The sequence below is a fragment of the Avibacterium volantium genome, assembly GCF_900635775.1.
GTDB lineage: Bacteria > Pseudomonadota > Gammaproteobacteria > Enterobacterales > Pasteurellaceae > Avibacterium > Avibacterium volantium.
This window is the reverse complement of the sequence record NZ_LR134167.1, coordinates 1,768,108-1,781,908: the sequence shown is the minus strand read 5'-3', so window position 1 is coordinate 1,781,908 and position 13,801 is coordinate 1,768,108. Positions and strand designations below refer to the sequence as shown.

The 13,801-nt window shown below is 40.5% G+C and carries 9 protein-coding genes and 1 pseudogene; 6 read left to right on the top strand and 4 right to left on the bottom strand.

Going from position 1 to position 13,801, the window contains the following annotated elements; all coding sequences use genetic code 11:
- Positions 1 to 292: 292 nt before the first annotated feature.
- The 4 genes and pseudogenes from ELZ61_RS08470 to ELZ61_RS08455 form a co-directional block, all read right to left on the bottom strand.
- Complete coding sequence (locus ELZ61_RS08470; RefSeq protein WP_126372913.1) at positions 293 to 940, bottom strand: hypothetical protein; 648 nt, start codon at positions 938 to 940, stop codon at positions 293 to 295.
- Positions 930 to 2,237, bottom strand: coding sequence for a restriction endonuclease subunit S (locus ELZ61_RS08465; protein ID WP_126372911.1), 1,308 nt, complete (start codon positions 2,235 to 2,237; stop codon positions 930 to 932). Before ELZ61_RS08465 ends, ELZ61_RS08470 begins: the two co-directional genes overlap by 11 nt.
- Before the next feature lie 13 nt (positions 2,238 to 2,250).
- Positions 2,251 to 3,861 (bottom strand): annotated as a pseudogene (locus ELZ61_RS08460) (class I SAM-dependent DNA methyltransferase); the annotation flags it as partial.
- A gap of 10 nt (positions 3,862 to 3,871) precedes the next feature.
- Positions 3,872 to 4,054 carry a hypothetical protein gene (locus ELZ61_RS08455; protein ID WP_164550730.1) on the bottom strand — a complete coding sequence of 61 codons (183 nt, stop codon included), beginning with the start codon at positions 4,052 to 4,054 and terminating at the stop codon, positions 3,872 to 3,874.
- 454 nt (positions 4,055 to 4,508) lie between these two features.
- Here ELZ61_RS08455 and dnaK point away from each other — a divergent pair, with 454 nt between their 5' ends.
- The 6 genes from dnaK to hrpA all read left to right on the top strand — a co-directional run bounded on the left by dnaK (position 4,509) and on the right by hrpA (position 13,746).
- Entirely contained in the window at positions 4,509 to 6,407 is a 1,899-nt protein-coding gene (dnaK, locus tag ELZ61_RS08450) for a molecular chaperone DnaK (protein WP_035688348.1), read from the top strand.
- Positions 6,408 to 6,475: 68 nt separating this feature from the next.
- Positions 6,476 to 7,621: a molecular chaperone DnaJ gene (gene dnaJ, locus ELZ61_RS08445; RefSeq protein WP_126372906.1), complete on the top strand. Its 1,146-nt coding sequence runs from the start codon at positions 6,476 to 6,478 to the stop codon at positions 7,619 to 7,621.
- Positions 7,622 to 7,962: 341 nt separating this feature from the next.
- A complete protein-coding gene (infC, locus tag ELZ61_RS08440) occupies positions 7,963 to 8,427 on the top strand; it encodes a translation initiation factor IF-3 (RefSeq protein WP_479683720.1) in 465 nt (154 codons plus the stop codon).
- A 226-nt stretch (positions 8,428 to 8,653) separates the two neighbouring features.
- Positions 8,654 to 8,851 carry a 50S ribosomal protein L35 gene (gene rpmI, locus ELZ61_RS08435; protein WP_005596065.1) on the top strand — a complete coding sequence of 66 codons (198 nt, stop codon included), beginning with the start codon at positions 8,654 to 8,656 and terminating at the stop codon, positions 8,849 to 8,851.
- Between the two features lie 65 nt (positions 8,852 to 8,916).
- Entirely contained in the window at positions 8,917 to 9,270 is a 354-nt protein-coding gene (gene rplT / locus ELZ61_RS08430; RefSeq protein WP_126372902.1) for a 50S ribosomal protein L20, read from the top strand.
- Between the two features lie 567 nt (positions 9,271 to 9,837).
- Positions 9,838 to 13,746 carry an ATP-dependent RNA helicase HrpA gene (hrpA, locus tag ELZ61_RS08425; RefSeq protein ID WP_126372900.1) on the top strand — a complete coding sequence of 1,303 codons (3,909 nt, stop codon included), beginning with the start codon at positions 9,838 to 9,840 and terminating at the stop codon, positions 13,744 to 13,746.
- Positions 13,747 to 13,801 lie beyond the last annotated feature (55 nt).

Here is a 13,801-nt window from a genome sequence, read left to right as displayed (position 1 = left end):
AGAGCGGTGAAAAATTAATGATTTTTTACCGCACTTTTATTTTTATTGATTTTCCAAAATCTATTTATTCCTGTGTAGGGGCGAACCTATGTGTTCGCCCGTGTTTATTTTTCCATTTGTTGCTTAGAGGATATTGTTTTGAGCAGACACATAGGTTTGCCCCTACGGGCAAAGAGCGGTAGAAAATTTAATGATTTTTTTACCGCACTTTTTATTAATTATTGCCAAAATCTGTTTATCTCCATTGGAACGTTCCCCTTTTTTGTAAAGAGGGGTTAGGGGATACTTTTAGTTATTTTTTAGACAATTTATATTCAAATCCAGAATATTCATTTTCATAAAATTCTAAAAATTCACTTCCTAAATGTTGGAAACCATCTTTTAGAAAAGGAACATTATTTCCTTGAGAATTTTCGGAAATGATATTCGGTAAGTCATTATCTGAAATATTCTTTTTATTCATAAATTGATTAACAATTTCATCGAAGCTAGGACGAAAATGTTCTAAAGTATATTCGTTAAGATTCCCTGTGAGAGCTTCCTTAGCCATTTTATCTCTTTTTATTTGTAATTTCTTATCTATTAAAATATAAGATATGAATTGCTTAAAATTCGATTTTGGCGTTGGTGGGGTAAACCTTGTAGTAGAAAATTGTTGTGGTGGTTCTTCACCAATCTTGTAATGCATACAAGGAGTTCTATATCCTGGCGCTTTATCAGCAAAAAAAACGATTTCTTCCAAATCATCACCAAAATGAAAGCGTTCATTATCTGGATGATAATCCTCCAAATAATCTTTTAAGTCGTTTATTTCTTCAATGTCAGCAACATTTTCTTTGCTTTGGTAGCTTTTATCTCTTATGGAGATAAGCCATTTTTTAAATGCAGTTTGTGTATTAAAAAACTTATTATTGCGTTTTAAATAATATCTAATAGCCATTTGTTAGTTCTCCATTCAAAAGCTTTGGCAACAACAAATCTCTTGTTTTTGCCAATTTTTCGTTAGTATTTAAATTTAAAGCAATTTTTGAAAAGCTATCTTTCACTATATTGCCAAAAAATTCCGTTAATTCTTTAGGTGGAACAACAATTTGTTTGATTAAAAAATCAGGAAAATGACCTTTATATTCAACAAACTTTTGTTTTCCTAAAGTTGCTAAATATAGCCAGTAAATATTAACATCTTGACCTTTAAAGGCGAATACATTTTGTATCGCGCTAAAGTCAAAGTGTATTAATCGCATATAGCAAGTATGATTGGCAAATACGATGACGGGATCTTGAATACTTGCTTTAACGCCAGCGGTATCATTATGAAAACCAATAATGCCTGATTTGCCTTGATCTAAGACAGGAATATGACCTTCTGGAAATGTATTTTTTTGACTATACTTCTTGCCAACAGGAATTTTCTTTATTACTTGCTCTATTTTTAAACATTCCCACCCCCTCGGCACTTTCCCCATTTCCGTTTCCACAAATTCCCTTGGGAAAGCGGCGGCGGTTTGTTGCAGTTGGTGGTAGGCGGTGGGATCTTGGGTTTTTAGTGCGGTGATTTTTTCCACAGTTTTTCCGCTTAAACAAGCCATTGCGGCCAGTTCTGCTTGTTCGGTGGTTTCGCCGCGTGCCAAGGCGTTGGCTTTGGCGTGTACAGGGGCGAAGTCGATAAACCAGTGTTTAAAAATCCCTTGTGCGATTTGCTCTAGGGTTTGGTTGGTTTGGGTGTTTAGGATGATTTTTTGATCTAAACTTTCCAAAATATTTGCTATTTTTATTTGTAATTCTTTCTCTGGAATTCTAAAAGTTAGCTCTTTTACCATTTTTACACTAATATTTTGTTGCGCAGCACCAGTAGCTAAGTTTTTAATTTTGGTTTTATGCAGTATTAGTAAGTAAAATAGAAAGCGATAATCTACTATATTTTCATTCACAATCATTGCACAACAGGCTTGATTGCAAGCCATTTCTTTTCCTAGAATTGCTGTTTCTCCGACAGTTGCTCCGTACATTGCTAATAGGACAGTGTTTTTGGGTAATAATTTTGCAGAAGACTTTCGTATGGCATTTTCTGTGATTTTCTCTTCGGTGTCATAAATATAGAAATTATTAAGCTCTTTTGTTTTTACCCAGCAAATATTCCCATTACTATAATATTCTGAAATAGAACGACTAGGTGTTCCGCCAGATGTAATTGATATACAGATATCTTTTATTGCTTTTTCTTCCCAGTTACTCATAATTATATTTCCTTTAAATGCCCAAACTCTTCTTAATCTGCTCTTCCAACTCTCGCCCTTGTTCAAATTGTTCACTTAAAAGTGCGGTGAGTTTTTCCATTTTTTCGGCGAAAGGAATGCCGTCATCTTGTTGCTCTGCGGTGCCGACATAACGCCCTGGGGTGAGAACAAAATCATTATTGGCGATTTCATCAAGGCTGGCGGCGTAGCAGAAGCCCGCTTGGTTTTCATAGCCGTTGTTTTGCTGCCAAGCGTGGTAGGTGTTGGCAATGTGGGCGATGTCCTCAGGGGTGAAATCGCGTAGGGTGCGGTCTTTCATATAGCCGATTTCTCGTGCGTCAATAAACAGCACTTCTTTTTTGCGTGCTTTGTTTTTGTTTAAAAACCAAATGCAGGCAGGGATTTGGGTGTTGGTAAAGAGCTGGTTTGGTAGGGCGACCATCGCTTCCACCAAATCTGCTTCAATTAGGCGTTGGCGAATTTCGCCCTCGCCGCTTGATTGACTGCTCATTGAGCCATTTGCCAGCACAATGCCCATTCGCCCTTGTGGCGCAAGGTGGTAGAGCATATGCTGAATCCACGCAAAGTTGGCGTTGCCTTTTGGTGGCACGCCGTATGCCCAGCGTGGATCGCCTTGTAGGGATTCGTCCCACCAATCTTTAACGTTAAAAGGGGGATTGGCCATTACAAAATCCATTTTCATATCAATATGTTGTGGATTGGTGAAGCTGTCGCCGCGTTTGCCAAAGTTAAATTCTATGCCGCGGATTGCCATATTCATTGCCGCCAATTTCCAAGTGGTGGGGTTGTATTCTTGTCCATAAATTGACACTTGATTAATGCTGCCTTGGTGTGCGCGGATAAATTTTTCTGTTTGCACAAAGAAACCACCCGATCCCATTGCAGGGTCGTAAATGCGGCCTTGATAGGGTTCAAGCATTTCAACAATCAGGCTTACAATGGATTTTGGGGTGAAATATTCACCGCCTCGTTGTCCTTCTTTAGCAGCAAATTCACCAAGGAAATATTCATAAACGTGGCCTAGAATATCTTTTGTTGCCATTGAAATGGGTTCGCCGTTGTAAGTGGGCTGGCTGAAATTGGTGTCAGAAAAGGTAGAAATTAAGCCGCTGAGCGTTTTGTCGTTCACATCAAAGCCTGAAATGCGTTGGATAATGCCTTTGAGTTTTGGGTTTTTATCTTCAATGGCGGTAAAGGCATTATCAATCAGATTTGCCACGCCGCGGAATGTGCCACCCCAAGGCAATGCTGTTCCTTGATTTAAGGTCGCGATGCTACGAATGGTTTCCCAACGAGCTTGCGGTGGCACCCAGAAGATGTTTTCTGCCGCATAGTTATCTTTATCTTCCATTTCTTCATCAAGGACGGCTTGATATTCTTCAGGGGAATATTCTTTCGGATCAATATAAAGTGGGCTTTGTGGATCTTGTAGCTCGGTGAGAAGCTTTTTGCGATGGGCAGTAAAACTATCAGAAATATATTTTAAGAAAATTAAACCAAGAACGATGTGTTTATAGTCGGAAGCGGAAAGTTGGTTACGCAGTTGGTCGGCCGCAGTCCAAAGACGGGCATCTAATTCTTTTAAAAACGCTTGCTGTTGCGCGAGGCTGGCACTAGAATCTTGCTGTGCTGTGCTGTGCTGTGCTGTGCTGTGCTGTGCTGTGCTGTGCTGTGCTGTGCTGTGCTGTGCTGTGCTGTGCTGTGCTGTGCTGTGCTGTGCTGTGCTGTGCTGTGCTGTGCTGTGCTGTGCTGTGCTGTGCTGTGCTGTGCTGTGCTGTGCTGTGCTGTGCTGTCATTGGATTACCTCTTTTTATCTCTTTAATTGGTTTCGATACTTAAAGACCGCCGAATTATAACAAAACCCCTTGTATTTTAAATTATCTTTTTTGCCTAAAGTTTAGTCAGGCGTGCGTGTTTTCGGTGTCTATCTTTACGGAACAATGCGTTGGCACTTTTATTTTTCTTCTCTATCTCTTTGATATTTAAGGCTTCTATATTGGTGTAGGTTAAAAATGAAGCAGAAAGCAAAAAATTTGTTTAGTTGCCCTTGAAATTTCTCTTTCAGCCAACATTTTACTTCCATCAGTGAGTTGGGCTGAAAAATGTGGAAATTTTCCACCGCACTTTGAATTTTACCCGTGTGTGAAAAAATGCAAAAAATTTGCAACATTGCACTTGAAATTTTTAAAGCCAGCCCAATTTAATCAATCGTAAACGAATTAATCGAATTTTATTAGGAGAAAACATATTATGGGAAAAATTATTGGTATTGACTTAGGTACAACAAACTCTTGTGTGGCTGTAATGGACGGCGACAAACCGCGTGTTATTGAGAATGCGGAAGGGGATCGTACAACTCCGTCAATTATTGCTTATACAAATGATGGCGAAACCTTAGTAGGTCAGCCTGCGAAACGTCAAGCAGTAACAAATCCAAAAAATACATTATTTGCAATCAAACGTTTAATCGGTCGCCGTTTTGAAGACCAAGAAGTACAACGCGATGTGAACATTATGCCATTTAGCATTGTGAAAGCAGACAACGGCGATGCGTGGGTTGAAGTGAAAGATGAAAAAATGGCACCACCGCAAATTTCTGCTGAAGTGTTGAAAAAAATGAAGAAAACAGCAGAAGATTTCTTAGGTGAGCCAGTAACTGAAGCGGTAATTACTGTACCTGCTTACTTCAACGATGCACAACGTCAAGCAACCAAAGATGCAGGCCGCATTGCAGGTTTAGATGTTAAACGTATTATTAACGAACCAACAGCAGCAGCGCTTGCTTATGGTTTAGACAAAGGTAAAGGCAACCACACTATCGCAGTATATGACTTAGGTGGTGGTACATTTGACTTATCTATCATCGAAATTGACGAAGTAGATGGCGAAAAAACCTTTGAAGTGTTAGCAACCAATGGTGATACTCACTTAGGTGGTGAAGACTTTGATAACCGTGTAATTAACTACTTAGTTGACGAGTTCAAAAAAGAGCAAGGTGTTGATTTACGCAACGACCCACTTGCAATGCAACGTTTGAAAGAAGCAGCAGAGAAAGCGAAAATCGAACTTTCTTCAGCGCAACAAACTGATGTGAACTTACCTTACATCACTGCAGATGCAACAGGGCCAAAACACTTAAACATTAAATTAACTCGTGCGAAATTAGAAGCCTTAGTAGAAGATTTAGTAGCACGCTCATTAGAGCCTGTGAAAGTGGCATTGAAAGATGCAGGTTTAAGCGTATCAGACATTGATGACGTGATCTTAGTAGGTGGTCAAACTCGTATGCCATTAGTACAACAAAAAGTGGCTGAGTTCTTTGGTAAAGAGCCTCGTAAAGATGTGAACCCTGATGAAGCTGTTGCAATTGGTGCGGCAATTCAAGGTGGTGTATTAGCAGGTGATGTGAAAGACGTATTGTTATTAGATGTAACCCCGCTTTCATTAGGTATCGAAACAATGGGTGGCGTGATGACTACCTTAATTGAGAAAAACACAACGATTCCAACGAAGAAATCACAAGTGTTCTCAACCGCTGAAGATAACCAAAGTGCAGTAACCATTCACGTGTTACAAGGTGAGCGTAAACAAGCGTCTGCAAATAAATCACTAGGTCAATTTAACCTAGAAGGCATTAACCCAGCACCACGCGGTATGCCACAAATTGAAGTAACTTTTGATATTGACGCGGACGGTATTATCCACGTTTCAGCGAAAGATAAAGGTACAGGTAAAGAACAACAAATTACCATTAAAGCGTCATCTGGTTTAAGCGAAGATGAAATCCAACAAATGGTGCGTGATGCAGAAGCCAATGCAGAAGCTGACCGTAAATTTGAAGAATTAGTTCAAGCGCGTAACCAAGCTGATCATCTTGTTCACAGCACACGCAAACAATTAGGCGAAGTTGGCGATCAATTATCTGCTGATGATAAAGCCCAAATTGAAAAAGCCGTGAGCGAACTTGAAACTGCAGCGAAAGGTGAAGACAAAGCTGAAATCGAAGCGAAAACTAAAGCGTTAGTGGAAGCATCACAAAAATTAATGCAAGCCACAGCACAACAAGCTCAAAGCGGTGAACAACCACAACAAAACAACGGTGATGATGTGGTAGATGCTGAGTTTGAAGAAGTGAAAGACAATAAATAATTCACATTCAACAATAATCCAAAGGGCATAGTAATATGCCCTTTTAGCGTATAAAAAATAGGATAAAAATGGCAAAACGAGATTATTATGAAGTGCTTGGCGTTGAACGTGGTGCAGATGAAAAAGCGATTAAAAAAGCCTACAAACGCCTTGCAATGAAATTACACCCCGACCGCAATCAAGGGGATAAAGAGGCTGCCGAGAAATTCAAAGAAGTGCAAGAAGCCTATGAAATTCTAGGTGATAAAGAAAAACGAGCTGCTTACGATCAATATGGACACCAAGCCTTTGAACAAGGTGGATTTGGTGGCGGCGCTGGCGGTGGTTTTGGTGGCTTCAGCGGTGCGGATTTTGGCGATATTTTTGGTGATATGTTTGGCGATATTTTCGGTGGTGGTCGTTCACGCCAACAGCGTGTTGTGCGCGGTGAAGATTTACGCTACGACATCGAAATTACCCTAGAAGAAGCAGTTCACGGAACGAAAAAAGAAATTCAGTTTGATACCTTGGCAGAATGTGATCATTGCCACGGTACTGGGGCCGAAAAAGATTCTAAAGTGGAAACCTGTCCAACCTGTCACGGAGCAGGTCGAGTGCGTCATCAACGTGGTTTCTTTGTGACGGAAGATGTGTGTCCAACTTGCCACGGAACAGGTAAAAAAATTGAAAATCCGTGTAAAAAATGCCACGGTGAAGGACGTGTTTACAAGAAGAAAAATCTTTCCGTTACCATTCCAGCTGGCGTGGATACCGGCAACCAATTACGCTTAGCTGGTGAAGGTGCAGCAGGGGAGTTTGGTGCGCCAGCGGGGGATTTATATGTGGTGATTCACGTTAAACCGCACCATATTTTTGAGCGAGATGGCAATAATCTTTACTGCGAAGTGCCAATTAGTTTCACAATGGCAGCGCTTGGCGGTGAAATTGAAGTGCCAACCCTTGATGGTCGCTTAAAAGTGAAAATCCCAGCAGAAACTCAAACAGGTAAATCCTTGCGTTTACGCGGTAAAGGCATCACGTCTGTGAGAACAGGTTATACCGGAGATCTCATCTGCAAAGTGATTGTGGAAACCCCAGTGAAACTTAACGCTGAACAGAAAGAGTTATTAAGAAAATTTGAAGAAAGCCTTGAAAGCGGTAAGAAAAAACACCGCCCGAAATCCTCAAGTTTCTTTGACGGCGTGAAAAAATTCTTTGATAATTTAGGCAAATAGCTTGTTAAATTCGTTGAAATAGTAAATTCAAGCAGGATTATTTGAACTAAACTAGTCTTCAAATTAAAAACGATCGCATTTTATAAAGTGCGGTCGTTTTTTTACGTTTTTTGTGATGGCTATCACGGTTGTGCTTGAATAAGCTATTGCATAATAACCATAAATGCTATAAAATTCGCCCGTTTTTGCTTTAGATAAAGCAAGTGAAATTTCGTTCTTCTGCGTTGCAGAAAATTGTTTTAATCATATAGAGGAATAAGATTATTAAAACCGTAAAAAAAGCACCAACAACAAATCGTCCAAATCGCATTAACGAAGAAATTCGGGCGAAGGAAGTTCGCTTGATTGACCAAGATGGTGAGCAAGCAGGAATTGTCAGTCTGCAAGAGGCTTTAAATAAAGCGGAAGAAGTAAATCTCGATCTCGTGGAAATCAGCCCAAATGCTGAGCCACCAGTTTGCCGTATTATGAATTACGGTAAGTTTCTTTATGAAAAAGGCAAAGCAGCAAAAGAGCAGAAGAAAAAGCAAAAAGTTGTTCAAGTTAAAGAAATTAAATTTCGCCCTGGCACAGATGAAGGTGATTACCAAGTTAAATTGCGCAGTATCTTACGCTTTTTAGAAGATGGCGATAAAGTAAAAATTACCGTACGTTTCCGCGGACGTGAGATGGCTCACCAAGATATTGGTTTAAATGTGTTAGAGCGTGTTAAACAAGATACCTCAGGAATCGCAATGATTGAGTCAGCACCTGGGAAATTAGAAGGTCGCCAAGCTGTAATGGTGATTGCACCGAAGAAAAAATAATTTTATTTCTTGCGTAAAACGGATGGATCTTATAGAATTCATCCGTTTTTCTTTGCAGAAAAACAAAGTGATAATCAGGTAAACTACGCAACCTGATTTCCTTGTGTATTGATAGCCTTTGGCTAATAAATAGAAATAATTAGCGCTTTACAAGTAGTTTATTACTTAGCTGATAAATTCGCCTAATTATCCAACCTAACTTAAACAATGCGGAGTTATTTAAACAATGCCTAAAATTAAAACAGTACGTGGTGCTGCGAAGCGTTTCAAAAAAACAGCTTCTGGCGGTTTTAAACGTAAACAATCTCACTTACGTCATATTTTGACTAAGAAAACCACTAAACGTAAACGTCATCTACGTCATAAATCAATGGTTGCGAAAGCAGACCAAGTTTTAGTTGTAGCCTGCTTGCCATACGCATAAGCGTAAACAAGTAAAGCGTACGTCAAGTGAATTTTAGTTAATAATATTGTATAGGAGATTAAATAATGGCTCGTGTAAAACGTGGTGTTATTGCAAGAGCTCGCCATAAGAAAATTCTTAAGGCAGCTAAAGGTTATTATGGTGCGCGCTCACGCGTTTATCGCGTTGCGTTCCAAGCTGTAATTAAAGCAGGTCAATATGCTTATCGCGACCGTCGTCAACGTAAACGTCAATTCCGTCAATTATGGATTGCGCGTATCAATGCTGCGGCACGTCAAAATGGCTTATCTTACAGCAAATTTATCAACGGCTTGAAAAAAGCATCTGTTGAAATCGATCGTAAGATCCTTGCTGATATTGCAGTATTCGACAAAGTTGCATTTGCAGTATTAGTTGAAAAAGCAAAATCTGCGCTTTAATTTTAAAGACTGATTGTGAAAGGACGCTACATAGCGTCCTTTTTCTTATAAGCCGATTTTACCCAAACACGCATAAGAATGATTTATCAAGGTTTTTTATCCTTTAAAGAGCGGTGAAAAATGATGAATTTTCCCACCGCTCTTTGCCTTGTAGGGGCAGACCTATATGTCTGCCCGAAACAATATTTTCTAAACAACTGATGGGAAAATGAACACGGGCGAACACATAGGTTCGCCCCTACGAAGAAATAATGATAAATCTGCCCAACCTCCTCTTTACAAAGAGGGAGGAACTTTTCACTGGGAATAAATAGATCTCGGTAAAAATTAATAAATAAAAAAAAAGTGCGATAGAATTTTAGCTATTTAAAAAGATCCCTGTAGGAACGAGCCTATGCGTCCGTCCGCATAAAACGAAAAACAAAGTGCGGTGCAAATTTTATTTATTTTTTGATTGTTTTTAGTAAACTTGCCCACAAATAGATAAACAGAAAATCTTGAAAATCATTCATACAATTTATCATTTCACGCCTAATGAAAACGGACGTGATCCTATATATAAAACCAATGAAAAATACAAAACACAAACAACCATTTAGCCCATTACAAAAAGCCTTATTTGCTCAATTAACGGAGATGATGAACGTGGATTATCGCCGTCTGCAAGGGCGAATTAAAGGGCTGCATCAAATCAAAAATCCACAAACCCAAGAAAAAGTTGCTGCAGAAATTCAGTTACAAATTCAGCAGGCGCAAGCACGTTTACAGCAACGAGAAAGTGCGGTGGGAAAAATTGAATTTCCTGAAAACTTGCCAGTAAGCCAGCGCAAAGATGAAATTCTCAAAGCCATTGAGCAAAATCAAGTAGTAATTATTGCGGGGGAAACAGGGTCAGGTAAAACCACCCAGCTGCCGAAAATGTGTCTTGAGTTAGGACGTGGAAAAAAAGGCTTAATTGGACACACCCAACCGCGCCGCATTGCTGCACGCTCTGTGGCAACACGCATTGCCGAAGAACTACATTGTGAGCTAGGAACGCTGGTGGGTTATAAGGTACGCTTTAACGATCAAAGCAGTGATGACACCCAAATTAAGCTGATGACAGATGGTATTTTGCTCGCTGAAATTCAAAGTGATCCTTTTTTAAATCAATACGATACTTTGATCATTGACGAAGCTCACGAACGCAGCCTGAATAACGATTTTATTCTTGGTTATTTAAAACAGCTGCTGCCAAAACGCCCAGATTTAAAAGTGATTATCACCTCGGCAACCATTGATGTGGAGCGTTTTTCGCGTCATTTTAATAATGCGCCAATTATTGAAGTTTCGGGGCGAACCTATCCTGTGGAAGTGCGCTATCGCCCTGTGGCGGAAACGGAAGAACAAGATCAAATCCAATCCATTCTTAATGCCGTTGATGAATTGCAGGCAGAGGGGCGGGGCGATATCTTGATTTTCCTAAATGGTGAGCGTGAAATTCGTGACACCGCAGAAGCCTTGGAAAAACAGCATTTAAAACACACTGAAATTCTACCGCTCTTTGCTCGCTTATCGGCGCAAGAGCAAAATAAAATTTTTCACCCAAGTGGCTTAAATCGCATCGTGCTTGCCACCAACGTGGCAGAAACTTCACTGACCGTACCAGGGATTAAATATGTGATCGACCCCGGCACGGCGCGCATTTCCCGTTATAGCTACCGCACCAAAGTACAACGCTTGCCCATTGAGCCGATTTCACAAGCTTCGGCAAATCAACGTAAAGGCCGTTGTGGACGGATATCTGAAGGGATTTGTATCCGCCTTTATTCGGAAGAGGATTTTAATCAGCGCCCAGAATTTACCGATCCTGAAATTTTGCGTACCAATCTTGCCTCGGTCATCTTACAAATGACTGCCCTTGGGCTAGATGATATTAGTGCATTTCCTTTCGTCGATGCCCCTGACAAACGTCATATTCAAGACGGTATTAAGTTGTTGGAAGAATTGCAAGCTTTCCAAATCGTGAAAACCAAGCACGGCGAAAAACGCCAGCTCACGCAAATTGGACGCCAGCTTGCTCAGCTACCAGTTGATCCTCGTTTGGGGCGAATGATGATTGAAGCGGCGAAGCTCGGTTGTTTGCACGAAGTGATGATCATCGTTGCCGCCCTTTCCATTCAAGATCCGCGAGAACGTCCACAAGAAAAACAGCAGGCGGCAGATGAAAAACATCGTCGTTTTGCGGATAAAAAATCCGATTTTCTCGCGTTCTTAAACTTGTGGAATTATCTGCAAGAACAGCAAAAAGCCTTGAGCAAAAACCAGTTCCGCCGTTTGTGTCAGAAAGATTATTTGAATTATATCCGCGTGCGGGAATGGCAAGATATTTATCATCAAATTCGTTTAACCGTGCGTGAAATGGGTTTGCCGATTAATTCGCAAGCGGCAGAATATCCGCAAATTCACACCGCACTTTTATCGGGTTTGCTTTCTCATATTGGTATGAAAGAAGCGGAAAAACAGCAATATTTAGGCGCAAGAAATGCCCATTTTGCAATTTTTCCTAATTCCGTGCTATTCAAGAAGCAGCCAAAATGGTGTATGGCAGCAGAATTAGTGGAAACCTCTAAATTATGGGGGCGAATGGTGGCAGAGATCGAGCCCGAATGGATTGAGCCATTGGCACAGCATTTAGTGAAAAAATCTTATGCTGAGCCACGCTGGTCAAAATCCAAAGGGGCGGTTATCGCGAATGAAAAAGTGACCCTTTATGGCGTGCCGATTGTGGCAAATCGTCCTGTGAACTATGGCAAAATTGATCCGGCGGTAAGCCGTGAAATTTTTATTCAATCTGCCTTGGTGGAAGGAAATTGGCACACGAAACACACCTTCTTCTTGCAAAATCAACGGCTGATTCGCGAAGTGGAAGAGTTAGAGCACAAAACACGCCGCCGAGATATTTTGGTGGACGAACGCCGTTTATTTGAATTTTATGATCAACGCATTGGCACAGAAGTGGTGTCGCAAAAGCATTTTGATACTTGGTGGAAAAAAGCGCGGCAAAAAGATCCTGAATTGTTGAATTTTGAAAAAGCCTTTCTCACCAATGATAACGCCAATGTCAGCGAGCTAGATTTCCCTAATTTCTGGCATCAAGGCAATTTAAAATTAAAGCTTAGCTATCAATTTGAACCGGGTATGGAAGCCGATGGCGTAACCGTGCATATTCCTTTGCCACTGCTTAACCAAGTGGAAATGCAGGGTTTTGACTGGCAAATTCCGGGCTTACGCAAAGAATTGATTATCGCCCTGATTAAATCCTTATCAAAAACATTACGCCGCCATTTTGTGCCAGCACCGAATTATGCGGAAGCCTTTCTTGGACGCGTGAATGATTTGGATAAACCCTTGCTAGAAACGTTGTCTGCGGAATTGCGTAAAATCACAGGGGTTTATGTAGCTCCTGATGAATGGAATCTCGCGCAAATTCCACCGCACTTAACAATGACATTCCGTGTGGTTAATGAAAAAGGTAAGAAAATTGCCGAGAGTAAAAATTTAGATGAACTCAAAGTAAGTCTGAAAGAGCAAGTGCAGGAAACTTTGTCAGCGGTGGCAGATGAAGGTATTGAGCAAACAGGGATTCATTTATGGAATTTCGACCAATTACCGCAATATTATGAGCAGAAAAAACAAGGCTTTACCATCAAAGCCTATCCTGCCATTGTGGACGAAAAAGATTCTGTTGGGATTAAATTATTTGAAACAGAATTTGAGCAAGCCGTCGCAATGGAACAAGGACTACGCCGCTTATTATTGCTTAACGTGCCATCGCCGATAAAGTATCTACACGAAAAACTGCCTAACAAATCAAAATTAGGGCTGTATTTCACACCATTTGGCAAAGTGCTGGAATTGATTGATGATTGTATCGCCTGCGCCGTGGATAAATTGGTGCAAGATTTCGGCGGTTTTGTGTGGAATGAACAGGATTTTGAACGCCTAAAAGACTATATTCGAGCCAATTTAAACGAAACCACAGTGGATATTGCCAAACAAGTGGAAGAGATTTTGACGCTCGTGTTTGAAATCAACAAACGCTTAAAAGGAAAAATGGATTTCACCTTAGCTTTTGCCCTTTCGGATATTAAAGCGCAAATCAATCATCTTATTTACCCAAATTTTGTGCAGAAAACGGGCTATCAACGCTTGCCAGATTTATTACGTTATTTGCAAGCCATTGATAAACGCATTGACAAATTACTGCAAGATCCCAACCGTGATCGTGCCGCAATGTTGCGAGTAGAAAACGTAGAAAAGGCGTATCAGCAGTTATTATTAAAATTGCCAAAATCCAAGCCAATCCCCGCAGAAGTGGCAGAGATCCCTTATATGATCGAGGAACTACGCGTCAGCCTATTCGCCCAACAACTTGGCACGAAATATCCTATTTCGGATAAACGAATTTTGAATGTGATTAATGAGGTGGGGTAGATGTACAATTATTGAAAAATCACCGCACTTTATTTATTGCTTTTTTTCTTGGCGT

Excerpts from the sequence above, each read along its gene's own strand:
- ELZ61_RS08470 (WP_126372913.1), bottom strand. The coding sequence starts at position 940 with ATGGCTATTAGATATTATTTAAAACGCAATAATAAGTTTTTTAATACA.
- ELZ61_RS08465 (WP_126372911.1), bottom strand. The coding sequence starts at position 2,237 with ATGAGTAACTGGGAAGAAAAAGCAATAAAAGATATCTGTATATCAATT.
- ELZ61_RS08455 (WP_164550730.1), bottom strand. The coding sequence starts at position 4,054 with ATGACAGCACAGCACAGCACAGCACAGCACAGCACAGCACAGCACAGC.
- dnaK (WP_035688348.1), top strand. The coding sequence starts at position 4,509 with ATGGGAAAAATTATTGGTATTGACTTAGGTACAACAAACTCTTGTGTG.
- dnaJ (WP_126372906.1), top strand. The coding sequence starts at position 6,476 with ATGGCAAAACGAGATTATTATGAAGTGCTTGGCGTTGAACGTGGTGCA.
- rpmI (WP_005596065.1), top strand. The coding sequence starts at position 8,654 with ATGCCTAAAATTAAAACAGTACGTGGTGCTGCGAAGCGTTTCAAAAAA.
- rplT (WP_126372902.1), top strand. The coding sequence starts at position 8,917 with ATGGCTCGTGTAAAACGTGGTGTTATTGCAAGAGCTCGCCATAAGAAA.
- hrpA (WP_126372900.1), top strand. The coding sequence starts at position 9,838 with ATGAAAAATACAAAACACAAACAACCATTTAGCCCATTACAAAAAGCC.